The 25,066-nt window shown below is 65.3% G+C and carries 26 protein-coding genes; 12 read left to right on the top strand and 14 right to left on the bottom strand.

Annotated features, from left to right (window positions below):
• Window positions 1-4 precede the first annotated feature (4 nt).
• Both ACQ4OD_RS12915 and ACQ4OD_RS12920 read left to right on the top strand, forming a co-directional pair.
• Window positions 5-715, top strand: a complete 711-nt coding sequence (locus tag ACQ4OD_RS12915; protein ID WP_023630171.1) for a DUF3108 domain-containing protein — start codon at window positions 5-7, stop codon at window positions 713-715.
• Window positions 716-928: 213 nt separating this feature from the next.
• A complete protein-coding gene (locus ACQ4OD_RS12920) occupies window positions 929-1,111 on the top strand; it encodes a hypothetical protein (protein WP_023630170.1) in 183 nt (60 codons plus the stop codon).
• Window positions 1,112-1,157: 46 nt separating this feature from the next.
• On the opposite strand, the gene ACQ4OD_RS12925 is transcribed toward ACQ4OD_RS12920, so the two are convergent.
• The 7 genes from ACQ4OD_RS12925 to ACQ4OD_RS12955 form a co-directional block, all read right to left on the bottom strand.
• The gene (locus tag ACQ4OD_RS12925; RefSeq protein ID WP_110701163.1) at window positions 1,158-1,697 is read right to left on the bottom strand and encodes a DUF2058 domain-containing protein; all 540 of its coding nucleotides are present in this window, start codon (window positions 1,695-1,697) and stop codon (window positions 1,158-1,160) included.
• A gap of 26 nt (window positions 1,698-1,723) precedes the next feature.
• On the bottom strand, window positions 1,724-2,557 hold the full coding sequence (gene mazG / locus ACQ4OD_RS12930) for a nucleoside triphosphate pyrophosphohydrolase (protein WP_198753996.1): 834 nt from the start codon (window positions 2,555-2,557) through the stop codon (window positions 1,724-1,726).
• Between the two features lie 123 nt (window positions 2,558-2,680).
• Complete coding sequence (relA, locus tag ACQ4OD_RS12935; RefSeq protein WP_046854530.1) at window positions 2,681-4,921, bottom strand: GTP diphosphokinase; 2,241 nt, start codon at window positions 4,919-4,921, stop codon at window positions 2,681-2,683.
• 99 nt (window positions 4,922-5,020) lie between these two features.
• A complete protein-coding gene (gene rlmD, locus ACQ4OD_RS12940) occupies window positions 5,021-6,379 on the bottom strand; it encodes a 23S rRNA (uracil(1939)-C(5))-methyltransferase RlmD (RefSeq protein WP_198753995.1) in 1,359 nt (452 codons plus the stop codon).
• Window positions 6,379-7,278, bottom strand: coding sequence for a cysteine synthase CysM (gene cysM, locus ACQ4OD_RS12945; RefSeq protein WP_046854528.1), 900 nt, complete (start codon window positions 7,276-7,278; stop codon window positions 6,379-6,381). Before cysM ends, rlmD begins: the two co-directional genes overlap by 1 nt.
• 94 nt (window positions 7,279-7,372) lie before the next feature.
• Window positions 7,373-8,773 (bottom strand): HAMP domain-containing sensor histidine kinase, encoded by a 1,401-nt coding sequence (locus ACQ4OD_RS12950; RefSeq protein ID WP_430944394.1) that lies wholly within the window; start codon window positions 8,771-8,773, stop codon window positions 7,373-7,375.
• Window positions 8,774-8,776: 3 nt separating this feature from the next.
• Window positions 8,777-9,493, bottom strand: a complete 717-nt coding sequence (locus tag ACQ4OD_RS12955) for a response regulator transcription factor (RefSeq protein WP_139673567.1) — start codon at window positions 9,491-9,493, stop codon at window positions 8,777-8,779.
• Window positions 9,494-9,690: 197 nt separating this feature from the next.
• On the opposite strand from ACQ4OD_RS12955, the gene ACQ4OD_RS12960 reads away from it, so the two are divergent.
• The 4 genes from ACQ4OD_RS12960 to ACQ4OD_RS12975 all read left to right on the top strand — a co-directional run bounded on the left by ACQ4OD_RS12960 (window position 9,691) and on the right by ACQ4OD_RS12975 (window position 14,591).
• On the top strand, window positions 9,691-12,447 hold the full coding sequence (locus ACQ4OD_RS12960) for a response regulator (RefSeq protein ID WP_110701175.1): 2,757 nt from the start codon (window positions 9,691-9,693) through the stop codon (window positions 12,445-12,447).
• A 122-nt stretch (window positions 12,448-12,569) separates the two neighbouring features.
• Window positions 12,570-13,559, top strand: a complete 990-nt coding sequence (locus tag ACQ4OD_RS12965) for a 2-hydroxyacid dehydrogenase (RefSeq protein ID WP_277505437.1) — start codon at window positions 12,570-12,572, stop codon at window positions 13,557-13,559.
• A gap of 192 nt (window positions 13,560-13,751) precedes the next feature.
• Window positions 13,752-14,186, top strand: a complete 435-nt coding sequence (locus tag ACQ4OD_RS12970) for a hypothetical protein (protein ID WP_094011801.1) — start codon at window positions 13,752-13,754, stop codon at window positions 14,184-14,186.
• Window positions 14,187-14,591: an META domain-containing protein gene (locus tag ACQ4OD_RS12975; protein ID WP_110701179.1), complete on the top strand. Its 405-nt coding sequence runs from the start codon at window positions 14,187-14,189 to the stop codon at window positions 14,589-14,591.
• A gap of 56 nt (window positions 14,592-14,647) precedes the next feature.
• On the opposite strand, the gene ACQ4OD_RS12980 is transcribed toward ACQ4OD_RS12975, so the two are convergent.
• Window positions 14,648-15,115 (bottom strand): TlpA disulfide reductase family protein, encoded by a 468-nt coding sequence (locus ACQ4OD_RS12980; RefSeq protein ID WP_430944395.1) that lies wholly within the window; start codon window positions 15,113-15,115, stop codon window positions 14,648-14,650.
• A gap of 86 nt (window positions 15,116-15,201) precedes the next feature.
• On the opposite strand from ACQ4OD_RS12980, the gene arsC reads away from it, so the two are divergent.
• Genes arsC through ACQ4OD_RS12995 form a run of 3 tightly spaced genes read left to right on the top strand, consistent with a single transcriptional unit; the run spans window position 15,202 to window position 16,563 of the window.
• Window positions 15,202-15,555 carry an arsenate reductase (glutaredoxin) gene (arsC, locus tag ACQ4OD_RS12985; protein WP_198755822.1) on the top strand — a complete coding sequence of 118 codons (354 nt, stop codon included), beginning with the start codon at window positions 15,202-15,204 and terminating at the stop codon, window positions 15,553-15,555.
• Complete coding sequence (wrbA, locus tag ACQ4OD_RS12990; protein WP_046854520.1) at window positions 15,552-16,157, top strand: NAD(P)H:quinone oxidoreductase; 606 nt, start codon at window positions 15,552-15,554, stop codon at window positions 16,155-16,157. Before arsC ends, wrbA begins: the two co-directional genes overlap by 4 nt.
• A complete protein-coding gene (locus ACQ4OD_RS12995) occupies window positions 16,150-16,563 on the top strand; it encodes a DUF2069 domain-containing protein (protein ID WP_139673585.1) in 414 nt (137 codons plus the stop codon). Before wrbA ends, ACQ4OD_RS12995 begins: the two co-directional genes overlap by 8 nt.
• A gap of 33 nt (window positions 16,564-16,596) precedes the next feature.
• On the opposite strand, the gene ACQ4OD_RS13000 is transcribed toward ACQ4OD_RS12995, so the two are convergent.
• The gene (locus ACQ4OD_RS13000; protein WP_139673588.1) at window positions 16,597-17,268 is read right to left on the bottom strand and encodes a DNA-3-methyladenine glycosylase I; all 672 of its coding nucleotides are present in this window, start codon (window positions 17,266-17,268) and stop codon (window positions 16,597-16,599) included.
• A 4-nt stretch (window positions 17,269-17,272) separates the two neighbouring features.
• Complete coding sequence (gene ttcA / locus ACQ4OD_RS13005) at window positions 17,273-18,097, bottom strand: tRNA 2-thiocytidine(32) synthetase TtcA (RefSeq protein WP_023630777.1); 825 nt, start codon at window positions 18,095-18,097, stop codon at window positions 17,273-17,275.
• A gap of 263 nt (window positions 18,098-18,360) precedes the next feature.
• Here ttcA and ACQ4OD_RS13010 point away from each other — a divergent pair, with 263 nt between their 5' ends.
• Window positions 18,361-18,960, top strand: a complete 600-nt coding sequence (locus ACQ4OD_RS13010; protein WP_023630778.1) for a Yip1 family protein — start codon at window positions 18,361-18,363, stop codon at window positions 18,958-18,960.
• Window positions 18,961-19,100: 140 nt separating this feature from the next.
• On the top strand, window positions 19,101-19,595 hold the full coding sequence (locus ACQ4OD_RS13015) for a SprT family zinc-dependent metalloprotease (RefSeq protein WP_046854519.1): 495 nt from the start codon (window positions 19,101-19,103) through the stop codon (window positions 19,593-19,595).
• A 56-nt stretch (window positions 19,596-19,651) separates the two neighbouring features.
• Here the strand turns inward: ACQ4OD_RS13015 and ACQ4OD_RS13020 are convergent, their stop codons facing one another.
• The 4 genes from ACQ4OD_RS13020 to ACQ4OD_RS13035 form a co-directional block, all read right to left on the bottom strand.
• Window positions 19,652-20,974 (bottom strand): dicarboxylate/amino acid:cation symporter, encoded by a 1,323-nt coding sequence (locus ACQ4OD_RS13020; RefSeq protein ID WP_102683610.1) that lies wholly within the window; start codon window positions 20,972-20,974, stop codon window positions 19,652-19,654.
• A 419-nt stretch (window positions 20,975-21,393) separates the two neighbouring features.
• Window positions 21,394-22,734 carry an ATP-binding protein gene (locus ACQ4OD_RS13025; protein ID WP_139673597.1) on the bottom strand — a complete coding sequence of 447 codons (1,341 nt, stop codon included), beginning with the start codon at window positions 22,732-22,734 and terminating at the stop codon, window positions 21,394-21,396.
• Window positions 22,731-23,408, bottom strand: a complete 678-nt coding sequence (locus ACQ4OD_RS13030; protein ID WP_023632177.1) for a response regulator — start codon at window positions 23,406-23,408, stop codon at window positions 22,731-22,733. The genes ACQ4OD_RS13025 and ACQ4OD_RS13030 overlap by 4 nt, the downstream gene beginning before the upstream one ends.
• 110 nt (window positions 23,409-23,518) lie before the next feature.
• Window positions 23,519-24,124, bottom strand: a complete 606-nt coding sequence (locus tag ACQ4OD_RS13035; RefSeq protein ID WP_102683608.1) for an outer membrane beta-barrel protein — start codon at window positions 24,122-24,124, stop codon at window positions 23,519-23,521.
• Between the two features lie 122 nt (window positions 24,125-24,246).
• Here ACQ4OD_RS13035 and ACQ4OD_RS13040 point away from each other — a divergent pair, with 122 nt between their 5' ends.
• The gene (locus tag ACQ4OD_RS13040) at window positions 24,247-25,038 is read left to right on the top strand and encodes a dienelactone hydrolase family protein (RefSeq protein WP_430944396.1); all 792 of its coding nucleotides are present in this window, start codon (window positions 24,247-24,249) and stop codon (window positions 25,036-25,038) included.
• Window positions 25,039-25,066 lie beyond the last annotated feature (28 nt).

Genomic DNA, 25,066 nt, shown 5'->3' on the forward strand with positions numbered 1-25,066 from the left:
ATTTATGCGTCGCGCCCTGCTCTTGGCTCTCGCCGTGCTCGCCCTGCCCCTCCAGGCAGCTGATCTGAAGCCTTTCGCAGCCAGCTATACGGCTGACTGGAAGCAGCTGCCCATGAGCGGCACTGCCGAGCGCAGCCTGGTGAAGAACGCCAACGGTACTTGGGACCTTAATTTCAAGGCCTCCATGATGATCGCCAGCCTGACCGAGCAAAGCACCCTCAAGCTCGACAACGACACCTTGCTGCCGCAGAAGTACCACTTCGAACGCGGCGGCCTGGGCAAGGCGAAGAAAGTCGACCTCACCTTCGACTGGACCGGCAAGAAGGTGACTGGCAGCGACCGTGGCGACGCGATCAGCCTGCCGCTCAACCGTGGCGTGCTGGACAAGTCGTCCTATCAACTGGCACTGCAGCATGACGTGGCCGCCGGCAAGAAGAGCATGACCTACCAGGTGGTCGACGGTGATGAGATCGACACCTACGACTTCCGCGTGCTGGGCACCGAGAAAGTGGCCACCAAGACTGGCCAGGTCGACGCGGTTAAGGTCGAGCGCGTGCGCGACCCTAGCCAGAGCAAGCGCATCACCGAGCTGTGGTTCGCCAAGGACTGGGACTACCTGCTGGTGCAACTGCGCCAGGTCGAGACCGATGGCAAGGAATACGTGATCGTGCTGCAGGATGGCACGGTGGACGGCAAGGCGGTCAAAGGCAACTGATAGCGCTGCCTGCAATACCCGAAGCCCCGCCTTGTGCGGGGCAAGCCCGCTCCCACGTATTTGTGCTCGATTCGTGGGAGCGGGCTTGCCCCGCGATTGGCCCATTCATGAAACTTGTTTCATCGCTGTTTTATTTACTTAGCCTGCTAACAAACTCTATAAAGAGGGTGTGCGACACGCTGTCGCAGCCAACTGAAGCAGTGGAGTTTAACGATGACAGTCCAAGTAACCGAACGCGACGAATCGAAAATGTCCCACGAAGGCCTGGCCGCTGGTGTGCGGATCTGGGATGTGCATCAACAGGGCCAACTGGTCGGTATGTTCCATGATGAGCACCAAGCCCAGCAGTACCGCATGGAGCTGGAATACCTAGAGAACCAGCGACCGTCGCAATAACACCCCCTTCAAACGAAAAACCCCGCCTAGGCGGGGTTTTTCATGCTTACCACATCAGATCGTCAGGGATCTTGTAGGCTGCGTACGGGTCGTCCTCGTCCGCCTCCTCGACATGGGTGTTGAGCAGCAGGATGCGATTGGGGTCGCGCTCCTGGATCTTCACCGCCGCCTCGCGTGGAATCACTTCGTAGCCACCGCCATGGGCGACGACGGCCAGTGCGCCGTTGCTCAGTTTGCTGCGCATCAGCGCGTTGACGGCGATGCGCTTGACCTTCTTGTCATCGACGAAGTTGTAGTAGTCCTCGGTATTCAGCTTGGGCAGGCGGGTCGCCTCGATCAATTGCTTGATCTGCGCGGCACGGGCCTTCTGCTCGGCTTTTTCCTGGACCTGGCGGTTCAGCTCCTGGTCTTTTCGGGCTTTCTCGGCCAGGGCTTCCTTGGCCAGGCGCTGCTGGCTGTCGTCCACCTCGGCCTGGCCCTTGTGCTCCAGGCGTTTCTGTTTTTTCTCGGCCTTGTTGGTCTGAGAAACCTGTTTCTGGTTGACCAGACCGGCTTTGAGCAATTGGTCGCGAAGGGAAAGGCTCATGGAAGTTCACTCACTTATGCATCAGCTCAGCCGCAGCTGGGCAGGTTCTTTTCCTGACGCTTGGCCTCGCCCCACAGGGCGTCCAGCTCGTCGAGGGTACGATCTTGGATGTTCAGGCCCTGCTCGCGCAATGCCTGTTCGATGAATCGGAAGCGCCGCTCGAATTTGCGATTGGCGCGGCGCAAGGCGTTTTCCGGGTCGTGGCGCAGATGGCGGGCCAGGTTGACGGTGGCGAACAGCAGGTCGCCCAGCTCATCTTCAAGCGCATCGCTGTCGCCATCGGCCATGGCCTGCAGCACTTCGTCGAGCTCCTCGCGCACCTTGTCCAGCACCGGCAGCGCGTCCGGCCAGTCGAAGCCGACCGTGGCGGCGCGCTTCTGTAGCTTGGCCGCCCGTGACAGCGCAGGCAAGGCCGCCGGCACATCGTCGAGCAGCGAGAGCTGTTCAGGCTCGCTCTTCTCGGCGCGCTCCTCGGCCTTGATCTCTTCCCAGCGCGACTTGACCTGGGCCTCGTCCAGCATGGGGGTGTCCAGCGGCGCATAGAGCTCGCCGGTGGGGAATACATGGGGGTGGCGGCGGATCAGCTTGCGGGTGATCGCATCGACCACGCCGTCGAACTCGAAACGCCCTTCTTCCCGTGCCAGCTGGCTGTAGTAGACCACCTGGAACAGCAGGTCGCCCAGCTCGCCCTGCAGGTGCTCGAAGTCGCCGCGGTCGATGGTGTCGGCCACTTCATAGGCCTCTTCGATCGTGTGCGGGACGATGCTGGCGTAGTCCTGCTTGAGGTCCCAGGGGCAACCGTATTGCGGGTCGCGCAGGCGGGCCATCAGGTGCAGCAGGTCGTCGAGGGTGTAGGTCATGAATATCTTTTCCTCAGCGAGGGCCTTGCCCTCGATCGCCGACAAGCCGGCTCCCACAGGGTTATGCCGTACCTGTGGGAGCTGGCTTGCCAGCGATGGGCCGCACAGCGGCCCCGTTCTGTCTCAAGGGGTACGGTTACGCCGCGTCTCGATGATGTTGGGCAACTGCGAGATCCTGCCAAGCAGGCGCCCGAGGGCGTCCAGCCCAGGGATCTCGATGGTCAGCGACATCAAGGCGGTGTTGTCTTCCTTGTTCGAGCGGGTGTTGACCGCCAGCACGTTGATCTTCTCGTTGAGCAGCACCTGCGAAACGTCGCGCAGCAAACCCGGGCGGTCGTAGGCACGGATGATGATGTCGACCGGGTAGGTCTGCACCGGGATCGGCCCCCAGCTGACCTGGATCATGCGCTCCGGCTCCTTGCCCGCCAACTGCAGCACCGAAGCGCAGTCCTGGCGGTGAATGCTCACGCCACGACCCTGGGTGATGTAGCCGACGATGGCATCGCCCGGCAGCGGCTGGCAGCAGCCGGCCATCTGCGTGAGCAGGTTGCCGACGCCCTGGATCTGGATGTCGTTGCGCTTGCCCGAACGGATGCCCCGCGCCTGGCGCGGGATCAGCTCGACCGGCTCCAGGCGCTCGGGTTCGAGCAACTGCTGGGCGGCGTTGACCATATGCGCCAGGCGCAGGTCGCCGGCACCGAGGGCGGCGAACATGTCCTCGGCGGTCTTGACGTTGGCCTTCTCGGCCAGGCGCTCGAAGTCCACCTGCGGCAGGCCCAGACGCGACAGCTCGCGCTCGAGCAGGGTCTTGCCGGCGGCGACGTTCTGGTCGCGGGCCTGCAGCTTGAACCAATGGACGATCTTGGCCCGGGCCCGTGAGGTGGTCACGTAGCCCAGGTTGGAGTTCAGCCAGTCGCGGCTCGGGCTGCCGTGCTTGCTGGTGATGATCTCCACCTGCTCGCCGGTCTGCAGGCTGTAGTTCAGCGGCACGATGCGCCCGTTGATCTTGGCGCCACGGCAGTTGTGGCCGATCTCGGTGTGCACCCGGTAGGCGAAGTCCAGCGGCGTGGAACCCTTGGGCAGGTCGATCGCGTGGCCGTCGGGGGTGAACACGTAGACGCGGTCCGGCTCGATATCGACGCGCAGCTGTTCGGCCAGGCCGCCGATATCGCCCAGTTCCTCGTGCCACTCCAGCACCTGGCGCAACCAGGAGATCTTCTCTTCGTAGTGGTTCGAGCTGGGCTTGACGTCGGTACCCTTGTAGCGCCAGTGGGCGCAGACACCCAGCTCGGCTTCCTCGTGCATGCCATGGGTGCGGATCTGCACCTCGAGCACCTTGCCCTCGGGGCCGATCACCGCGGTGTGCAGGGAGCGATAGCCGTTTTCCTTGGGGTTGGCGATGTAATCGTCGAACTCTTTCGGAATGTGCCGCCACAGGGTGTGGACGATGCCCAGCGCGGTGTAGCAGTCACGCACTTCCGGCACCAGCACGCGTACCGCACGCACGTCGTAGATCTGGCTGAACTCCAGGCCCTTGCGCTGCATCTTGCGCCAGATCGAATAGATGTGTTTCGCCCGGCCACTGATATCGGCGTTGACACCGGTGGCCAGCAGCTCGTTCTGCAACTGGTTCATCACATCGCTGATGAACCGCTCGCGGTCCAGCCGGCGCTCGTGCAGCAACTTGGCGATCTGCTTGTACTGGTCGGGCTCGAGGTAGCGGAACGACAGGTCCTCGAGTTCCCACTTGATATGGCCGATACCCAGGCGGTGCGCCAGCGGCGCATAGATGTCGAACACCTCGCGGGCCACGCGCAGGCGTTTCTCGTCATCGGCGGACTTCACCGCCCGGATGGCGCAGGTGCGTTCGGCCAGCTTGATCAGCGCCACGCGCACGTCGTCGACCATCGCCACGAGCATCTTGCGCAGGTTCTCGACCTGCGCCTGGGAGCCGAGCACCAGCGACTGGCGCGGGCTGAGGCTGGCACTGATGGCGGCCATGCGCAGCACGCCGTCGATCAGCTTGGACACCACCGGCCCGAAGCGCTGGCCGACCTCGGCCAAAGTCACCTTGCCTTCGCGCACCGAACGGTAGATGACCGCCGCCACCAGGGAATCCTGGTCGAGCTTGAGGTCGGCGAGGATTTCGGCGATCTCGAGCCCCGCCTGGAAACTGGACGTGCCATCGGCCCAGGAATGCTTGGCCGGGTTGCCTTTCTTCTCGACCTCGTGGGCAAACTCGCAGGCCTCTTTCAACCCCGGGCGATCGAGTTGCGAATCGACGCTCACCACATGATCGAGCCATGCTTCGAGATTGATACTGCCGTCGTTGTTGACCGGCTGGTGCACTCTCACCTGTACCATCTTTGCTTTACCTTTCCATACAGCGCACCACGCGGGTGCACTGGCTATCACCTGTGCGCCCCTCACTCCCTGAAGGCCGCACCAAGAGGGCCAGCCCGGCTAGCCCACTTCGAATAACGCCATGGCCTCGACATGCGCCGTCTGAGGAAACATGTCGAGAATCCCGGCCCTTTTTAACCGGTACCCCTGCCCGACCAGCACTTGCGCGTCACGCGCCAGCGTGGCCGGATTGCACGATACGTAGACCAGCCGTTTCGCACCCAGCCGGGCGATGCCCTGCACCACCTCGAAAGCCCCGTCGCGCGGTGGATCCAAGAGTACCGCAGAAAAGCCCTCGGCAGCCCATCCGGCGCCCGCCAAAGGCTGCGATAAATCGGCCTGAAAAAACCGTGCGTTATGCACATTGTTGGCGTGGGCGTTGGCCTCGGCACGGCTGACCATCGCCTGCACGCCTTCCACCGCCACCACCTCGCGCGCCTGACGCGCCAGGGGCAAGGCAAAGTTGCCCAGGCCGCAGAACAGGTCCAGCACCCGCTCATGCGCCTGGGGCGCCAGCCAGGCCAAAGCCTGCTGGATCATCAAGGTATTGACCTGGGCATTGACCTGGACGAAGTCGCCCGGTCGCCAGGCCAGCTCCAAGCCCCAGGGTTCCAGGGCAAAGCCCAGTTGCGCCGTGGCCTCCACCGGTGCCGGCTCGCCCTCGCCTTGTAGCCACAACTGGGCGCCGGCTTCGCGGCAGAATGCCTCGAGCCGCGCCAGGTCTTCACTTGGCAATGGCGCCACATGCCGTACCAATACCGCCTCGGCGGTACCGCTGAACAGCTCCACATGCCCCAGCGCCTGCGGCTTGCTCAAGCTGCGCAACACGGTCGGCAGGTGGCGCATGATCGCCTGCAAGGGCTGTACCAGCACCGCGCAGTCGTCGATGGCAACGATGTCCTGGCTGGCCTCGGCGCGGAAACCGACCTCCAGCTGACGCGCCTTGGTATCCCAGCGTACCGCTACTCGCGCCCGGCGGCGGTAGCCGAATTCCGGTCCGCACAAGGGAACAGCCCACTCTTCGGGCTGCACGCCGGCCACCCGCTGCAACTGCTCGGCGAGCAGGCGCTGCTTGAGCGCCAGCTGGCCGTCATGGGGCAGGTGCTGGAGGTTGCAGCCACCACAGCGGGCGTAATGCCGGCAAGGCGCTTCACGGCGCTCGGGGCTGGCCTGGAACACCCGCTCCAGGCGCGCCTCGACCACCTTGCCGCGCGCGGCAAGTACCCGCGCCTCGACGTCCTCGCCACCCAGCGCGCCGCTGACGAACCAGGTGCGCCCCTCGCTGAAGGCGATGCCGCGGCCGTCACCGGCCACGCGCTCGATCAGCAGGCGCTGCTTCTTGCCCACCGGCACTTGTGCGGCACGGTTGCCGCCGGCCGGCTGGAAGCGCAGGCCGGTGTTGCTTTTCTTTCTGGACATCAGGTCGGATCGAACAGGCCGGTGGAAAGGTAACGGTCGCCGCGGTCGCAGATGATGGCGACCATCACCGCGTTCTCGACTTCACGGGACAGGCGCAGCATCGCCGCAACCGCCCCGCCGGAGGATACGCCACAGAAAATGCCCTCTTCGCGGGCCAGGCGACGGGTGGTTTCCTCGGCCTCCTGCTGGGACATGTCGACCACGCGGTCGACCCGGGTGGCGTCGAAGATCTTCGGCAGGTACTCGTGGGGCCAACGGCGAATCCCCGGAATGGCTGAGCCTTCCATCGGCTGCAGGCCAATGATCTGCACCGCCGGGTTCTGCTCCTTGAGGTACTGCGAACAGCCCATGATGGTGCCGGTCGTGCCCATGGAGCTGACGAAGTGGGTGATCGTGCCCTGGGTCTGCTGCCAGATCTCCGGGCCCGTGCTGTTGTAGTGCGCGATCGGGTTGTCGCCGTTGGCGAACTGGTCAAGCACCAGCCCACGGCCTTCGGCCTGCAGTTTTTCCGCGAGATCGCGAGCCCCTTCCATGCCCTCTTCCTTGGTCACCAGGATCAGCTCGGCGCCATAGGCGGTCATGGCCGCCTTGCGTTCGGCGGTGGAGTTGTCCGGCATGATCAGGATCATCTTGTAGCCCTTGATCGCCGCTGCCATGGCCAGGGCGATGCCGGTATTGCCGGAGGTGGCTTCGATGAGGGTGTCGCCAGGCTTGATCTGGCCACGCAGTTCGGCACGGGTGATCATCGACAACGCCGGGCGGTCCTTGACCGAACCTGCCGGGTTGTTGCCTTCGAGCTTGAGCAGCAAGGTATTGCTGGTGTTCCCGGCGATGCGCTGCAGGCGAACCAGCGGCGTATGGCCGACGCAGTCGGCGATGGTTGGGTACTGCAGGGTCATGGGCGTTTTCGCAATCCGGACGGCAGGGGCGCCTATCATACCGGCAAACCCGGCGCGGCCATATCACGCAATTGTCGGTGGTTATAGCGGCTAGCTATAAGGAGTGGCTTCCTGGCAGCGGGCTTGCCCGCGCCGGACCAACCGATGGCCCCGCTTCATGGGCAGGCAGGCGCATGCACAGGCGCAGGCCACGCTCGCCATTGACCGCCCACACCAGCCCACCCTGGCGGCGGATCGCATTGCGGGCAATGCTCAAGCCCAAGCCGAAGCCACCGTCCCCGGGCCGTGCCCCATCCAACCTGGAAAACGGCGCGAAGATCCGCTCGAGGTCTTCCTCGGCCACGCCACCGCCGTCGTCCTCCAGGTCGATACGCCAATACCCGCCTTCACGCCAGCCGCCCAGACGCACCACCCCCGCCTCGGGCGAGTGCCGAATGGCGTTGCGCAGCATGTTCTCCAGCGCCTGGGCAAGGTCGTTGAGGCTGCCCCGCACCCAGCAGTCCGCTGGCAACGCACAGCGCAACCGCCCAGGTGCCCAGCCGCTTTCGTAACAGGCATTTTCGCTGAGCAGGTCCCACAGCGCCGGCACCTGGATCGGCTCCAGGTTCAGCGGGGCGCGCTCGGCGTCCTGCCAAGCCAGCTGCAAGGTGTCTTCGACCAGTTGCTGCATGCCGTCCACCTCGCGGTGCAGGCGTTCACGCAGGCGCTGCAGGTCGGTCTCGCCGTCGCAGGCCACGCGCAGGCGGCTGAGCGGCGTGCGCAGCTCGTGGGACAGGTCGCGCAGCAACTGCTGCTGCAAGGCCACGGTGCCCTGCAGGCGCTCGGCCATCTGATCGAAGGCACGGGCCAGTTCGCCCAGCTCGTCCTTGCGCCGGGTGGTTCGCGAATCCAGGCGCGCCGCCAGCTGGTCGGCGCGCCAGGCGCTGGCCTGTTCCCGCAATTGATTGAGCGGCACGATCAGCATGCGGTACAGGCCCACACACAACAGCAAGGTAAACAGTCCAGGGATGATGCCGTTGGTGACGATGCGCCAGAACAACCGGTACTGGCCCGGGTTGAAGCGTTCCGGCAGCTCGATCACCAGCATGCCCTGCTCCGGCGCGCCGGGGAACGGCAGGCGCAACCAGGGCTGGCCGATACTGCGCCGGCTCATCGGCCAATCGACGCCGCGCAGGCGGGTCAGGCGCTGGGCCTGCCCGGCGGTCAGGTCGGCACTGCCCAACGGCTGCAGGTCGCCATCGAGCACCCCCACCCAGCCTTGCTCGCGCCCACGCATCCCGGCCAGCCAGGCGTCGACACCGTCAGCGCCGCCGCTGCGCCAGGCCTGCTCCGCCTCGGCCGCGTAACCCCGCAGCACTTGACGCGCAGGTTCGGAAAGGAAGGCGTCCTGGGTCTCCATATGGCGACCCCAGCTGTAGCTGAGGCCGATCATGAGCAGACAGAAGCCCACCAGCAGGACGGTCAGTTTCCAGAACAGCGAATGGCGATCGAGCACGGTTCAGTCGGCCTCGCCCACGCCGAACACATAGCCCTTGCCCCAGACGGTGCGGACCTGCCGCTCGTGATAGCCGATGGCCTTGAGCTTGCGGCGGATCTGGCTGACATGCATGTCCAGACTGCGGTCATGCCGCGAATAGCCACGCTGCAGCACCTGCTGATAAAGGAACGGCTTGCTCAGCACCTCATCCTGGCTGCGATGCAGGGTGTCGAGCAGGCGGTACTCACTAGGGGTCAGGCCGGCCCAGGCGCCAGCGAGGCAGACATCGGCCGCCTGCTCATCGAAGCGCAACTGCCCCGCCGCCGCCTCGCCTGGCACCAGCGCACGCCGCTCGAAGGCCACCCGGCGCAGGATCGCCTCGATGCGCACCCGCAGCTCGGCGAAACTGAAAGGCTTCGGCAGGTAGTCGTCCGCTCCCCGCTCGAAACCGCTGATACGGTCGGCCTCGGCCCCCAGCGCGGACATCAGGATGACAGGCGTGGCGCTGCACCGGCGCAGGCTGGCCAGGGCATCCAGGCCATTGAGGCCAGGCAGCAGGATATCCAGCAGAACCAAGTCGAAGACCTGTCGCCCCGCCGCCTCGAGGCCTTCCAGGCCACTGCGGCACCAGGTCACTCGGAAACCACCGCGGCGCAGCTCTTCGTGCAGGTAGGCACCCAGCACGGGGTCGTCCTCGATGGCCAGGATATTGGTGGCGCGAATAGCTTCAGGATGCATTGGCAACTGCCATCGATTCTCAGTTGCGTGATTATTGGGCAAGCGCTCCTGGCAAGGCAACCATTGCCCGACTGACGCACCATCGAGGGACCAGCCTCACTTGGCAAACAAAAAGCCTTACAAATGCCCCCGGTGCGGAGTAACGTTCCCGCTGATGCGCGAACAGCGCTTTTCAAGGCACATGACAGGAGACAGGTGTGCTCGACCGTTTGGGAATCCGCAGCCGCGTCCTGCTGCTGGCCTTGCTCCCCGCCAGCCTGATGGCCCTGGTGCTGGGCAGTTACTTCACCTGGTTGCAACAGAGCGACCTGCGCACGCAGCTGCTGCAACGCGGCAAGATGATCGCCGAGCAGTTGGCGCCCCTGGCGGCGCCGGCCCTGGCCCGCCAGTCCCCGGCGCAACTGGAGCGCATCGCGGCCCAGGCCCTGGAGCAGGTCGACGTGCGCGCCGTGGCGTTCCTCGCCGCCGACCGCACGCGCCTGGCCCACGCCGGCCCCAGCATGCTCAACCAGCCGCCCAGCGGCGGCACCGGCACGCAACTGCTGCAGCGCACCGGCAATGATGCCACCCGCTACCTGATGCCAGTGTTCGGCCATCACCGCGACCTGGCCACCGACGCCGTGCCCGCCGAGGCCGAGCGCCTGCTCGGTTGGGTAGAAATCGAGCTGTCCCACGACGGCACCCTGCTGCGCGGCTACCGCAACCTGTTCACCAGCCTGCTGCTGATCCTCGCTTGCCTGAGCCTGACCGCGCTGCTCGCCCTGCGCATGAGCCGCACCATCAACGACCCGATCAACCGCATCAAGCACGCGGTCAACCAGCTCAAGGACGGCCACCTCGACGAACGCCTGCCGGCCATGGGCAGCCACGAGCTCGACGAACTGGCCGCCGGCATCAACCGCATGGCCGAGACCCTGCACAGCGCCCACGAAGAGCTGCAGCACAGCATCGACCAGGCCACCGAGGACGTGCGCCAGAACCTCGAAACCATCGAGATCCAGAACATCGAGCTGGACATGGCGCGCAAGGAGGCCCTGGAGGCCAGCCGCATCAAGTCCGAGTTCCTCGCCAACATGAGCCATGAGATCCGCACCCCGCTCAACGGCATCCTCGGCTTCACCCACCTGTTGCAGAAGAGCGAGCTGAGCCCACGCCAGCTCGACTACCTCGGCACCATCGAGAAATCCGCCGACAACCTGCTGGGGATCATCAACGAGATCCTCGACTTCTCCAAGATCGAGGCCGGCAAGCTGGTGCTCGACAGCATCCCGCTCAACCTGCGCGACCTGATCCAGGACACCCTGACCATCCTTGCCCCGGCCGCCCACGCCAAACAGCTGGAGCTGCTCAGCCTGGTCTACCGCGACACCCCGTTGTCGCTGGTAGGCGACCCGTTGCGGCTCAAGCAGATCCTCACCAACCTGGTGAGCAATGCCATCAAGTTCACCCGCGAAGGCACCATCGTCGTGCGCGCCATGCTCGAGGACGAGCAGGAAGACAGCGTGCAACTGCGCATCAGCGTCCAGGACACCGGCATCGGCCTGTCGCCGCAGGATGTGCGCACCCTGTTCCAGGCCTTCAGCCAGGCCGACAACTCGCTGTCGCGCCAGCCCGGCGGTACCGGCCTGGGCCTGGTGATCTCCAAGCGCCTGATCGAACAGATGGGGGGCGAAATCGGCGTCGACAGCACGCCGGGCGAAGGCTCGCAGTTCTGGATCAGCCTCAACCTGCCCAAGGCCCACGACGACACCGAGGAGCAACCCGCCCAGGCCCTGGTCGGCCGTAGCGTGGCCATCGTCGACGGGCACGACCTGGCCCGCCAGGCGTTGGAGCACCAACTGGAGGACTGCGGCCTGGCGGTCAGCGTGTTCGCCTCCTGCGACCAGCTGCTGCACGGCGTGCAGGCGGCAAGCCAGGCCGGGCAGCCGTTCGAGTTCGCCGTGCTCGGGGTCAACCTCGGCAGCCTGGCGCCGGAACAATTGGGGCAGTACCACCAACAGCTCGAGCGCCTGGGTTGCCAGTGCGTGGTGCTGTGCCCCACCACCGAGCAACCGCTCTACCATCCTTACCTGCCCAACGCCCACGGCCAATTGCTGGCCAAGCCCACCTGCACGCGCAAGTTGCGCCGCCTGCTGCTGGAACTGGTACAACCCCGCCGCCCAGTATGCGAGCAGCGCAGCAACGGCGGCCAGCGCATGCCCAAGCTCCTCTGCGTCGACGACAACCCGGCCAACCTGCTGCTGGTGCAGACCCTGCTCGAAGGGATGGGCGCCGAGGTACTGGCGGTAAACAGTGGCTATGCCGCGGTGCAGGCCGTGCAGGACGAGCCCTTCGACCTGGTGCTGATGGATGTGCAGATGCCCGGCATGGATGGCCGTGCCTGCACCGAACAGATCCGCCAGTGGGAAGCCAGCCAGAGCGGCCCGCCCCTACCCATCGTGGCCCTCACCGCCCACGCCATGGCCAACGAAAAGCGCGCCCTGCTGCACAGCGGCATGGACGACTACCTGACCAAGCCGATCAGCGAGCGCCAGTTGGCCCAGGTGGTAATGAAATGGACCGGCCTGAGCCTGGGATCACCGCCGCAGGAACGCCCCAGTGAGCGCCTGCCCGACAGCAGCGAGCTGAAGGTGCTCGACCCGGAGGAAGGCCTGCGTCTGGCTGCCGGCAAGCCGGACCTGGCGGCGGATATGCTGGCCATGCTCCTGGCATCGCTGGAGTCCGACCGCGAGGCCATCCAGGCCGCTCGCGACGCGGCCGATCGCAATGCCATGATCGAACGGGTACACCGACTCAACGGCGCCTCGCGTTATTGCGGCGTACCGCAGTTGCGGGCGGCCTGTCAGCGCAGCGAGACCTTGCTCAAGCAGGACAGCCCCCAGGCGTTGCAGGCCCTGGACGAACTGGACCAGGCCATCAGCCGACTGGCCGAGCAGGCGCGCGAAAGCGCCTGAATAGGCTTTGCAAGAGTCGTGGGAGCGGCGGTGCATCTTGCCCCGCGACAGGGCCGTCACAGATCAATACCCGATCTCCCTGACGGCCTAGACTGTTGCCGACTCACAGAAGGAAGCCCCCCATGCGCGCCCTGTTGTTCAGCAGCCAGCACTACGACCAGGAAAGCTTCACTCGCGCCGCCAGCGCGGGCGCCCTGGAGCTGCACTACCAGCCCGCCCGCCTGACCCTGGACACCGCAGCCCTCGCCCAGGGCTTCGAGGTGGTCTGCGCCTTCATCAACGATGAACTCGACGCCCAGGTCCTGCAGCGCCTGGCCGCCGGCGGCACACGCCTGATCGCCCTGCGCTCGGCCGGCTACAACCACGTCGACCTGGCCGCCGCGCAGAGTCTCGGGGTCAGCGTGGTGCGCGTCCCGGCTTATTCACCGCACGCCGTCGCCGAACATGCCGTGGCCCTGATCCTGGCCCTCAACCGCCGCCTGCACCGGGCCTACAACCGCACCCGCGAAGGCGATTTCACCCTGCACGGGCTGACCGGCTTCGACCTGCACGGCAAGACCGTCGGCGTGGTCGGCACCGGCCAGATCGGCGCGGCCTTCGCCCGCATCATGGCCGGCTTCGGCTGCCAGCTGCTGGCCTACGACCCCTACCCCAACCCTGAGCTGGTCGCCCTCGGCGCCCGCTACCTGGAACTGCCCGAGCTGCTGCGCCAGGCACGCATCATCAGCCTGCACTGCCCGCTCACCGAGCACACCCGCCACCTGATCAACGCCCAGAGCCTGGCCCAACTGCAGCCCGGCGCCATGCTGATCAACACCGGCCGCGGCGCCCTGGTCGACACCCCGGCACTGATCGATGCGCTCAAGAGCGGCCAGCTTGGCTACCTGGGGCTGGATGTCTATGAAGAGGAAGCGCAGCTGTTCTTCGAGGACCGCTCCGACTTGCCGCTGCAGGACGACGTGCTGGCACGGCTGCTGACCTTCCCCAACGTGATCGTCACCGCGCACCAGGCGTTCCTTACCCGCGAGGCCCTGGATGCCATCGCGGCCACCACCCTGGACAACATCTCCCGCTGGGCGGCAGGCAATCCGCAGAATCTTGTAAACGGTTGATGCTAGTGTGGTGCTTTGCAAATACGCCCCATAAGTCGCGCGTGATTTTTGTGCTCAAGCAAGGCGTCGCGACGAGTCGTAGCCCGGCTACGGCGAGGAGCGACAACGCAGCATGAGCGCAAAAAGCGCCGCGAATTAGGGTCGTTATTTGTGAAGCACCACACTAAGATACGCGGCATTTCTGGAGGACCCATGGTCGAACACGATTTCCGCTACACCCTTTTCAACCCGCAACACACCCTGATCGAGTGCCGCGCGCTGGTGCCGGGCCGCTACCAGGTCACCGGCAACGGCGGCTCGATCCAGAAAGGCGACGCACTGCTGGTTTCGCTCAAAGGCAGCAAAACCCTGTCCATGCGCCTGACCGTGGACAGCGTACGCCACCTGATCAACCCCACCGGGCAGTGGGTGGCCGTGGCCCAGGGGCCAGTATTCAACGAACTGGAAATCCACGAGTGGCAAGTCAAGTGCGACGGCTGCGACGCGGTGCTGGACTTCGAGTTCGCCGCCGAAGCCAAGCTCGGCAAGAAAGGCCACGCCCCGGCAGCCACCGCCCGTGTCCAGGAGCTGGGCTGGGCCAGCCAGGGCGACAAGCACCTGTGCCCGCAGTGCCAGGAGCGCGCCTGAGTGAAACAGCTGCTGACCGGCGTGCTGATCGCCACCGGCCTGATGGGCTGCGCGTCGCAACCTTCGAAGCTGCAGCAGGAGCAAAGCTACCTGCTGGAGTGGATTGGTGAACGCCCGCTGATCGACTACAGCCATCTGACCCTGACCCTGGCCAGCGATGGCCGTGCCTATGGCAATGCCGGCTGTAACCACTGGTTCGCGCCCTACACGCTGGACGGCGAGCACTTGAGCTTCGGCAAGGTCGGCAAGACCCGCAAGCTGTGCGCGCCAGCGCTGATGGAGCAGGAGAAACGCTTCCTGCAGGCGCTGGAGACGGTGCAGCGCTGGGACGTGTCGCCAATCGAGCAGATCCGCTTCTGGCCGGCCGAGGGCAAGCCGCTGCGGTTCTGGCCTGAGGAAGGCTGAAACCATCGCGGAGCAAGCCCGCACGTGGGGGCGGGCTTGCTCCGCGATGCTGGAACTCAGGCGCCGCCCTTGAGTGCCCTTATCTTCGCCTGCAGCCCTTCAAGCGTCTGCTCGCCCATCAGCTGCTCACGCACCTTGCCCTTATCGTCGATGATGTAGGTCACCGGCAGCGCCTCGCTGCGCGGCAGTTCGTAACGCTCGGCCGGGTCTTGCGCGAGCACGGTGAAACCGATGCCGAGGGTCTCGGCGGCGGCCTTGAGGTCGGCACCCTGCAAGCCATCGAAGTTCACCCCCAGCACCTTGATGCCCTGGGCATCCCACTGCTTCGCCGCAGCATTGAGCTCGGGGATTTCGGTACGGCACGGGCCGCACCATTCGGCCCAGTAATTGAGCACCAACCAGTGCCCGTCGACCTGTTCGGCCTTCACCGTATTGCCGTGCTGGTCCACGCCGTAGTCCGCACCGCAGCCGCCGAGCAGCAGGCTCGCGGTGATGGCCAGTGCAGCTGCCAAACGCCTTGCCATGGGTCAATCCTTCTCGAAGTTTTCAAGCATTGAAGTCGGTCGCTGCGGTTAGAATAGCCGCCACACCCAGCTGGATGCGACCCGTCATGACCGATCTGACCCTCTATCATAACCCGCGCTGCTCGAAATCCCGCGGCGCCCTGGAACTGCTCGAAGCGCGCGGCCTCGCACCGACCATCGTGCGCTACCTCGAGACCCCGCCGGACGCCACCGCGCTCAAGCAACTGCTGGCCAAGCTGGGGATCGGCGCGCGGCAACTGCTGCGCACCGGCGAAGACGAATACAAGGCGCTCGACCTGGGCAACCCGGCCCTGACCGACGCCCAGCTGATCGACGCCATGGCGCAACATCCCAAGCTGATCGAACGCCCGATCCTGGTCGCAGGCGACAAGGCCGTGATCGGACGCCCACCCGAGAAGGTCCTGGAGATCCTGCCGTGAGCGAACCCTACATCCTGGTGCTGTACTACAGCCGCCACGGCTCCACCAGCGAGATGGCCCGGCACATTGCCCGCGGCGTCGAGATGGCCGGCCTGGAGGCGCGCCTGCGCACGGTGCCGGCTATCTCCACCGAGTGCGAAGCCGTGGCCCCGGACATCCCGGCCAGCGGCGCGCTGTACGCCACCCTCGACGACCTGCGCCACTGCGCGGGCCTGGCCATGGGCAGCCCGACCCGCTTCGGCAACATGGCCGCGCCGCTCAAGTACTTCCTCGACGGCACCAGCAGCCTGTGGCTGGGCGGCGAGCTGGTGGGCAAGCCAGCGGCGGTGTTCACTTCCACCGCCAGCCTGCACGGCGGCCAGGAAACCACCCTGCTGTCGATGCTGCTGCCGCTGATGCACCACGGCATGCTGGTCACCGGCCTGCCCTACAGCGAGTCGGCGCTGCTCGATACCCGCGGCGGCGGCACCCCGTATGGGGCCAGCCACCATGCCGGCGCCGACGGCAAGCGCGAGCTGGACCAGCACGAGATCACCCTGTGCCGAGCCCTCGGCCAACGCCTGGCCAATACGGCCAAGGCCCTGGGTGGCCAGCGTGGCTAGAAAACCCAAGGTGCTGCCGCCGCTGGAGTGGCTCGCCCCACGCGTACGGCTGACCCGCGCCCTGAGCCTGGCTTGCTTCTTCGGCCTGATCGCCCTGCTGGTGGTGAACAACCTGTGGTTCGCCAACCTGCACGGGGCGCGGGTCGAAGTGATCCTGGCCATCGAGCTGATCCCCCTGCTGCTGCTGCTGCCGGGCATGCTGATAGGCAGCGCCCGGGCGCATGCCTGGACCTGCTTCGTGGTCAATATCTACTTCATCAAGGGCGTGCTGGCCGCGTTCGACCCGGCGCGGGCGGTATTTGGCTGGATCGAGGTGCTGGTGAGCCTGGGGTTGTTCGTGGCCGGGCTGCTGTATGTGCGCTGGAAGTTTCAGATCGAGCGGCGCATGGCGGGCGAAGGCGCCTGAATGCATTGGGGCTGCAACGCGGCCCCGGCGATCTCAATGGTTGACGGTATGCGCCAGCATCACCGACAACTGGCATAGCGGCCGCCCGCTTTCGGCATGCCACTGATTGAACGCCTGCTGCACCAGTGCCAGGTCACGCAGGCTGGTCGGCGGCTTGTCGATGATCTTCTGGGCGATCAATGCGGCGGCCATGTCGTCGGTGGGGATGAAGGTGTCCTTGCCGACCATGCGCAGGAAACGCGGAGCCGATAGTCCGCCCAGCTGGTTGCCATGCTTGGCCAGGTACTTCCACAGCCCGACGATATCGGCCTCGGGCCAGTCGGCGATGAACGCGCCGAAACTGCCCTTCTCCTTCGCCACGTCGAGGATCATCTGCGCATTGCGCGGCACGCTCTTGAGCTTGCCCAGGTGGCGGATGATGCGCTCGTCCTGCATCAGCCGCTCCAGGTGCTCGGCGCCCATCAGCACCACTTTCTCCGGGTCGAAGCCAAAGAACACCTGCTCGAACGCCGGCCACTTGGCATCCACCAGGCTGTGCTTGAGCCCGGCGCGGAACACGCGCAGGGCCAGGGTCGACAGGTAGCGGTCATCGGTGATGTCGCGCAGCTGCGCGGGTGTGCGCGGCTGCGGCAGGAAGGCTTCCAGCGCCTGGGCCGAACCGAAGCGGTTCAGGCAGTACTCATGCAACCACTGGTAGTCGCGCATAAGGTCAGATGTTCAGCACGTCGAGGAAGCGCGGGGTGGCGCTCTCGTCGATCTTCAGGCTGGTGAAGTCGAACAGGTTGCGGTCGGCCAACTGCGACGGCGCGACGTTCTGCAGGGCGCGGAAGATGCTCTCGGTACGGCCCGGGTGCTTGCGCTCCCACTCCACCAGCATGTCCTTGACCACCTGGCGCTGCAGGTTTTCCTGCGAGCCGCACAAGTTGCACGGGATGATCGGGAATTCCTTCATGTCCGAGTAGGCCTGGATGTCCTTCTCGCTGCAGTAGGCCAGCGGGCGGATCACCACGTTGCGGCCGTCGTCGGCGCGCAGCTTCGGCGGCATGCCCTTGAGCGCGCCGTTGAAGAACATGTTGAGGAAGAAGGTCTCGACGATGTCGTCGCGGTGGTGCCCCAGGGCCATCTTGGTCGCGCCGATCTCGTCGGCGAAGGTGTACAAGGTGCCGCGACGCAGGCGCGAGCACAGCGAGCAGGTAGTCTTGCCCTCGGGCACCAGTTCCTTGACCACCGAGTAGGTATCCTTCTCGACGATGTGGTACTCGACGCCCAGTTCCTTGAGGTAGGCCGGCAGCACGTGCTCGGGGAAGCCCGGCTGCTTCTGGTCCATGTTCACCGCGACGATCTCGAACTTGATCGGCGCCACCTTCTGCAGGTGCAACAGAACGTCGAGCATGGTGTAGCTGTCCTTGCCGCCGGACAGGCAGACCATGACCTTGTCGCCATCCTCGATCATGTTGAAGTCGGTGATGGCTTCGCCGGCGAGGCGACGCAGGCGTTTTTGCAGTTTGTTCTGGTTGACCGAGAGGGTGCCCATAGCGCTTGAATCCGCGAGGTGTGACAAAAGCCGGCTATTTTACGCACAAACCGGGCGGCGCAGTAGGTGAATCCGATAAAGACTTCAAGGGAATCAGCACCGGTCCTGACAGCGCGATTTGCTCTAAAAAGCCGGTTTTCTGTGGGGAACGGCTTCCTATACTGCGACATAAGGCCACATTGGCGCAGCACCTGGTGTCCTGGCCTCGGGCCATAGGCGCTCCATCCGGGGGGCGTTTGGCAACGACGATAGGAGTGACCCGTATGATTCATCACGTTGTTGGGCTGTTCACCCACCCCGACCAGGAGTGGCGGGAGATTCGTGGCGAGGACGAAAGCATCAGCCACATGTACCTGACACACACGCTGATCCTGGCGGCGATTCCCGCCGTGTCGGCGTTCATCGGCACCACCCAGGTCGGCTGGGTGATCGGCGAGCGGCCAGCCGTGATGCTGACCATGGAAAGCGCGTTGTGGATGAGCATCATGTCCTACCTGGCGATGCTCGCCGGGGTCGCGGTGATGGGCGCCTTCATCCACTGGATGGCGCGCACCTACGACGCCAACCCGAGCATGGCGCAGTGCATCGCCTTTGCCACCTACACCGCCACCCCGCTGTTCATCGGCGGCCTCGCGGCGCTGTACCCGCACCTGTGGCTGGGCATGCTGATCGGCACGGCGGCGATCTGCTACACCGTGTACCTGCTGTATGTCGGCTTGCCGACCTTCATGAACATACCGTCGGATGAAGGCTTCCTGTTCTCCAGCTCCGTGCTGGCGGTGGGCCTCGTGGTTCTGGTGGCGATCATGGCCGCGACCGTGATCATCTGGGGACTGGGCGTGGGGCCCGTCTACACCAACTGAACGCATACCAACCAGATCCAACCGACACTGGGGCATCACCGAGGCCGCCGCAAGGCGGCCTCGCTTCGTGTGCCTGACCGACGGCTCGGCAGCCGCCCATTGCCTGCGGCATAATACCCGGTCAGGAGAACTACCCCGCCATGCCCGAGCTGCTCAGACAACGCGTCGAAACCTGTTACCAGCAAGCCGAAACCTTCTTCAAACGCCCCTTCCCGCGCCCGCAGGTCAGCTTCAAGCTGCGCGGACAGAAGGCCGGCGTCGCCCACCTGCACGAAAACCTGCTGCGCTTCAACCTGCAGCTGTACCGCGAGAACGCCGAAGACTTCCTGCGCCAGACCGTGGCCCACGAAGTCGCCCACCTGATCGCCCACCAACTATTCGGCGAGCGCATCCAGGCCCATGGCGAGGAATGGCAGTTGATCATGCGCGGGGTGTACGAGCTGCCGCCGAACCGCTGCCACAACTACGAGGTGCAGCGGCGCGTGGCGACACGCTACATCTACCGTTGTCCGTGCCCGGAGAGCGATTTCCCGTTCACCGCCCAGCGGCACAAGCTGGTGCGCCAGGGACGGCGGTACCTGTGCCGGCGCTGCCGGGAGATCCTGGTGTATAGCGGCGAGACCCGGGTCGAGTAATCGTCAACGCATAAAAAAGGCGACCCGAGGGTCGCCTTTTGTCTTTCATCTCACGCTCAACGCGCCGGGCCTTCGGCCACGCCCAGGTCGTCGGTCGGACGGGTGTCGATCAGCGGCGAGCCGCCAGACGCCAGTTCGGCCTGCAGGGTGTCGGTGTCCAGCTCCTTGACCCACTTGGCCACGACCACGGTGGCCACGGCGTTGCCGATCAGGTTGGTCAGGGCGCGGGCTTCGGACATGAAGCGGTCGATACCCAGGATCAGCGCCAGGCCGGCAACCGGCAGGTGGCCGACGGCCGACAGGGTGGCGGCCAGGACGATGAAGCCCGAACCTGTGACGCCCGCGGCACCCTTGGAGGCCACCAGCAGCACCAGCAGCAGGGTGATCTGGTGGGTGATGTCCATGGTGGTGTCAGTGGCCTGGGCGATGAACACCGCGGCCATGGTCAGGTAGATCGAGGTACCGTCCAGGTTGAACGAGTAACCGGTCGGGATCACCAGGCCAACCACGGATTTCTTCGCGCCCAGGCGCTCCATCTTGGCCAGCATGCGCGGCAGGGCCGACTCGGAGGACGAGGTGCCCAGCACGATCAGCAGCTCTTCACGGATGTAGCGGATCAGCTTGATGACGCTGAAGCCATGGGCGCGGCAGATACCGCCCAGTACCACCAGGATGAACAGCAGGCAAGTGATGTAGAAGCAGGCCATCAGGTAGCCCAGCTGCACCAGCGAACCCACGCCGTACTGGCCGATGGTGAAGGCCATGGCACCGAAGGCGCCGATCGGGGCCAGCTTCATGATCATGTTGATGATGTTGAACATGACATGGGCGAAGCGGTCGATCAGGTCCAGCACCGGCTTGCCGTAGCTGCCCAGGCGGTGCAAGGCGAAGCCGAACAGTACCGAGAACATCAGCACTTGCAGGATGTCGCCGTTGGCGAAGGCGCCGACCACGGTGTTGGGGATGACATTGAGCAGGAAGCCGACGGTGGTCTGCTGCGCGCCGGCGGCGGCATAGGCAGCCACACTGCTGGCGTTGAGGGTGCTGACGTCGACGTGCATGCCGGCGCCCGGCTGCACCACGTTGACCACCACCAGGCCGATAATCAGGGCGATGGTGGAGACGATCTCGAAGTACAGCAGCGCGTAACCGCCGGTCTTGCCGACCGACTTCATGCTTTGCATGCCCGCGATGCCGCTGACCACGGTACAGAAGATGATCGGCGCGATGACCATCTTGATCAGCTTGACGAAGCCGTCACCCAGGGGTTTGAGGGCTACGCCGGTCTCCGGGTAGTAGTGGCCGAGCAGGATACCGATGGTGATCGCGACGATCACCTGGACATACAGCGATTTGTACAGCGGCTGACGAGTCGTCATGGCTAATTTTTCCTCAAGTGGGCCGGCGCATCCTTCCCAGGATGTCGGGGCACCTGAATCGCGAACCCTCCTGTACCCGGAGGGATTTGTCGTTGTGTTCGAGCGCCTGGGCAGGCCTCTGCCAGGTGAATAGCAAGGGCGATGCCAAAGTGCCCGCTTGAGGTGCACAGCCAATGATTACAGGGTGTGAATGCCCCGGGACGGGGCGCAATAGCCGGTAGGAAATGGCGGATTTCCGCCCGATGGCGGAAATCGTACAGGGCGGGTTGGCGGGAATCCGCCTCAGAGGTATTCAGTGGGACTTCCCGGTGGGAGCGGGCTTGCCCCGCGATGAGGACCGCTCCGGATGGCACCGGCTTCGCCGGCATCGCGGGGCTAGCCCGCTCCCACGCACCGCCCCCTGCACTGGAAAGGCAGAATCAATCGAGTCGGAAAGCGATACGGAACGCAGCCCCGCCCAACGGCGAATCGCCAAGGCTCAACTCGGCGTCGTAGCTGTCGATGATGTCCTTGACCACCGCCAGGCCGATCCCCTGCCCGGGGTGCTGGCGGTCCAGCCGCTCGCCGCGTTCGAGAATGCGCTCACGCTGGTCGGGCGGCACGCCCGGGCCGTCGTCCTCGATCCACAGTTCCAGTTGCCCCGGCGCTTCGCGCAGGCTGACCCGCACCTGCCCCAGGCACAACCGGTAGGCGTTCTCCAGCAGGTTGCCGAGCAGTTCAAGCAAGGCCCCCTGTTCCATCGGCACCCGCGCATCGGCCGGGAGATCGAAACCGACCTCGACGCGTTTGTCGCGATAGACCTTGGCCAAGGTGCTGCACAGGCTGTCGAGCAACGGCTTGAGCTCGACCTGGTGCTTTACCAGGCCACTCTTGCGCAGGCTGGCGCGCTGCAACTGGTAGTCGATCTGTTGGCTCATGCGCTCGATCTGGCTCTGCAGCACCCGCGCCTGCTCGCGGTCGCCCTGCTCCATGCTCTCGCCCACGCCCTGCAGCACCGCCAGAGGGGTCTTCAGGCTGTGGGCCAGGTCGTCGAGCGAGTCGCGGTAGCGCTGGCGCTGCTCGCGCTCGCTGCGCAGCAGGCGGTTGAGCGAGCCGGTCAGGCGCAGCAGTTCGCGTGGGTGCTCGCGACTCAGTCCATCCCTGGCGCCGCTCTCCACGTCGTCCAGCTCGGAGCTGAGCCGGCGCAGCGAGCGCAGGCCCCAGGTCAGGCCGGCCCAGAGCAGCACCATCAGCGCCAGCAGCGCCGCGCCGAAGCCGAAATAGAGTTTCTCGCGCAGGCCATTGAGGGTGTCCTGGTATTCGCGGACCGGTTGCAGGGCGACGATGCTGAACGCCGCACTCTTGCCGCCAAGCAGCCTGACCTCGACGTCATAGACGAAGAACTCCTCGCCGTCGTCCTGGTGAATACGGGCGAATTCGTTGCCACGCCCGTCATAGCGCGGGTGGTAGTTGATGTTGCGGTTGCGCGTGGCCCGCGACTGCCACACCAGCTTGCCCTGGCGGTCGAAGATGTAGCCGAGCAAGCCTGTATACGGCAGGTTGAAACGCTCGTCCGGCAGCAGCGCCGGCATCTGCAACTGGCCATGCTCGATGCGCGCGGCGGAAATCAGCGTGGTCACGTCCGAGGCCAGGCGCTGCTCGATGGACTCCTGCAACGCCAGGCTGAAGGCCTTCTGCAGCGCCGGCAGCAACGCCAGCATGAACAGCAGCGCCAGCAACGCCGCCGCCAGCATCAGGCGCACCCGCAGCGAACGGATCATCGGCAGCGCTCGGTGAACAGGTAGCCCAGGCCACGCACGGTATCGATCGGCTTGAAGCCGTTGTCGCCCTCGAGCTTGCGACGCAGGCGGCCGACCAGCACCTCGATGACATTCGGGTCGCGCTCCTCGTCGTCCGGGTACAGCTGTTCCATCAACCGGTCCTTGGCCACCACCTGCTGGTGATGGCGCATGAGGTACTCGAGGATGCGGTATTCGTAGGCGGTCAGCGCCAGCGGTTGCTCGTCCAGGGTCGCCTGCTTGCGGTTGAGGTCGAGCACCAGCGGGCCGGCGGCGATGGTCGACTGGGTGAAGCCGCTGGAGCGGCGCAGCAAGGCGTTGAGGCGCGCCTCCAGCTCTTCGAACTGGAACGGCTTGACCACATAGTCGTCGGCGCCGGCGGCCAGGCCTTCGACCTTGTCCTGCCAGTTGCCGCGGGCGGTGAGGATCAGGATCGGGAAGGTCTGGCCAAGGTTGCGCAGCTGGCGGATCAGGTCCAGCCCGCTCATGCCCGGCAGGCCCAGGTCGATCACCGCCAGGTCGTGGTTGTACTGCTCGGCCTGGTACAAGGCTTCCTCGGCGTTGGCCACTGCCTGCACCACATGGCCGCCTTCGCCGAGGCGGGTGAACAGGTGATGACGCAGCAGCGCCTCGTCCTCGACCACCAGCAATTTCATGCAGTTCTCCTTTGAATAGCGAATGCCTGTACCGGCCTCATCGCGGGGCAAGCCCGCTCCCACGGGTCATGCACTCCTCGCGATGAGGCCGGCACAGGATAACAGCGACCTCAGAACTTGTAGCTCGCCGCCAGGTAGGTCTGCGCGCTGCTGGTCAGGCGCAGGGTGCCGTCCTTCGGCCCGCCGTGGGCGCCGATCTCGGTGGCGGCGTTGCTGCGCAGGTAACGGTAGCCCATCTCCACCGAGGCCTTGTCGGTGATTTCCTGGATCACGCCGGCCTGCAGGCCCACGGCATAGCCGTAGTCGGTGTCGCGGCTGGCGCCCGGCGAGTCCTGGGTCAGCTTGGTCATGCCCAGGGTACCGCCGCCGAACAGCTTGGTGGTATCGCCCACCGGCAGGAACAGGTCGTAGCTACCGAGCAGGTTCTCCTGGCGTAGCTTGACGCCGCTGTGATCACCCGAGACGTTGTCGTAGGTCATGTAGTAGCGGCCCTGGTCGTTGATCTTGCCCAGGCGCACGCCCCAGGTGCTGTCCTTGCCGATGATGCCGTCGGCGTTCAGGTTGTCGGTGTTGCGCTGCAACAGGCCGGACTTGCGCACTTTGTCGCTGGTCTGGCCGTAGGTCAGGCTGGCGAAGTTGTCATCGGCCTGGGCGGCGGTGGTGAGGCCGGCGGCGCAAACCGCCATGGCGGCGATCAGGGTATTGAGCGTTTTCATGGTTCAGGTACTCCGGTTGGATGCGTTGTTTCTGTCTGGGGACTAGAGTAGGGAGGGCGCCCTGAACCCCTGCTGAACCCGGCCTGAACCTGGGCTGAACGAACCGAACAAGGAGCTCGACCATGCGTACCCTGCTTGCACTGGCCCTGTTGTGCGGCGCCACCCTCGCCCAGGCGGCGGTGCAGACCCGCGAGATCCCCTACCAGGATACCGACGGCAATCGTCTGATCGGCTATTACGCCTACGACGACGCCGTCGAGGGCAAACGCCCGGGCGTGGTGGTGGTGCATGAATGGTGGGGGCTGAACGACTACGCCAAGCGCCGCGCCCGCGACCTCGCGGCGCTGGGCTACAACGCCCTGGCCATCGACATGTACGGCGATGGCAAGAACACCGAGCACCCCGCCGATGCGCAGGCGTTCATGGCCGCGGCAATGAAGGACCCAGCGGCCGCCGCCCGGCGCTTCGATGCCGGGCTGGAGCTGCTGAAGATCCAGCCCAACACCAACAAGCACCAGCTGGCGGCCATCGGCTACTGCTTTGGCGGCAAGGTGGTGCTGGACGCGGCGCGCCGCGGTGAGAAGCTCGACGGCGTGGTGAGCTTCCATGGCGCGCTGGTGACCCAGACGCCGGCCAAGCCGGGGTTGGTCCGGGCCAAGATCCTGGTAGAGCATGGCGAGGCCGACAGCATGGTCACCCCGGAGCAGGTGGCGGCGTTCAAGGCGGAGATGGATGCGGCCAAGGCAGACTACAAGTTCGTCGGGATCCCGGGGGCCAAGCATGGCTTCACCAACCCGGATGCCGACCGGTTGAGCCATGGCGGGCATGGCGGGCCGGATATCGGCTATGACAAGGCGGCTGACGAGAGCTCGTGGAAGGATATGCAGGCGTTCCTGAACGATGCGCTCGACTGATGATCGCCGGGGCCGCTTTGCGGCCCTT

Source organism: Pseudomonas sp. WC1, from assembly GCF_050586565.1.
Taxonomy (GTDB): Bacteria; Pseudomonadota; Gammaproteobacteria; order Pseudomonadales; family Pseudomonadaceae; genus Aquipseudomonas.

Coding starts and splice junctions, on each gene's coding strand:
- ACQ4OD_RS12920 (WP_023630170.1), top strand. CDS start 929: ATGACAGTCCAAGTAACCGAACGCGACGAATCGAAAATGTCCCACGAA.
- ACQ4OD_RS12980 (WP_430944395.1), bottom strand. CDS start 15,115: ATGGCAAGGCGTTTGGCAGCTGCACTGGCCATCACCGCGAGCCTGCTG.
- ACQ4OD_RS13040 (WP_430944396.1), top strand. CDS start 24,247: ATGCGTACCCTGCTTGCACTGGCCCTGTTGTGCGGCGCCACCCTCGCC.
- ACQ4OD_RS13020 (WP_102683610.1), bottom strand. CDS start 20,974: ATGACGACTCGTCAGCCGCTGTACAAATCGCTGTATGTCCAGGTGATC.
- ACQ4OD_RS12965 (WP_277505437.1), top strand. CDS start 12,570: ATGCGCGCCCTGTTGTTCAGCAGCCAGCACTACGACCAGGAAAGCTTC.
- mazG (WP_198753996.1), bottom strand. CDS start 2,557: ATGACCTACACCCTCGACGACCTGCTGCACCTGATGGCCCGCCTGCGC.
- cysM (WP_046854528.1), bottom strand. CDS start 7,278: ATGACCCTGCAGTACCCAACCATCGCCGACTGCGTCGGCCATACGCCG.
- ACQ4OD_RS13015 (WP_046854519.1), top strand. CDS start 19,101: ATGCCCGAGCTGCTCAGACAACGCGTCGAAACCTGTTACCAGCAAGCC.
- ACQ4OD_RS12955 (WP_139673567.1), bottom strand. CDS start 9,493: ATGCATCCTGAAGCTATTCGCGCCACCAATATCCTGGCCATCGAGGAC.
- relA (WP_046854530.1), bottom strand. CDS start 4,921: ATGGTACAGGTGAGAGTGCACCAGCCGGTCAACAACGACGGCAGTATC.
- ACQ4OD_RS12915 (WP_023630171.1), top strand. CDS start 5: ATGCGTCGCGCCCTGCTCTTGGCTCTCGCCGTGCTCGCCCTGCCCCTC.
- rlmD (WP_198753995.1), bottom strand. CDS start 6,379: ATGTCCAGAAAGAAAAGCAACACCGGCCTGCGCTTCCAGCCGGCCGGC.
- ACQ4OD_RS13000 (WP_139673588.1), bottom strand. CDS start 17,268: ATGCGCGACTACCAGTGGTTGCATGAGTACTGCCTGAACCGCTTCGGT.
- ACQ4OD_RS12970 (WP_094011801.1), top strand. CDS start 13,752: ATGGTCGAACACGATTTCCGCTACACCCTTTTCAACCCGCAACACACC.
- ACQ4OD_RS12925 (WP_110701163.1), bottom strand. CDS start 1,697: ATGAGCCTTTCCCTTCGCGACCAATTGCTCAAAGCCGGTCTGGTCAAC.
- ACQ4OD_RS13010 (WP_023630778.1), top strand. CDS start 18,361: ATGATTCATCACGTTGTTGGGCTGTTCACCCACCCCGACCAGGAGTGG.
- ACQ4OD_RS13035 (WP_102683608.1), bottom strand. CDS start 24,124: ATGAAAACGCTCAATACCCTGATCGCCGCCATGGCGGTTTGCGCCGCC.
- ACQ4OD_RS13030 (WP_023632177.1), bottom strand. CDS start 23,408: ATGAAATTGCTGGTGGTCGAGGACGAGGCGCTGCTGCGTCATCACCTG.
- ACQ4OD_RS13025 (WP_139673597.1), bottom strand. CDS start 22,734: ATGATCCGTTCGCTGCGGGTGCGCCTGATGCTGGCGGCGGCGTTGCTG.
- ttcA (WP_023630777.1), bottom strand. CDS start 18,097: ATGGGCACCCTCTCGGTCAACCAGAACAAACTGCAAAAACGCCTGCGT.
- arsC (WP_198755822.1), top strand. CDS start 15,202: ATGACCGATCTGACCCTCTATCATAACCCGCGCTGCTCGAAATCCCGC.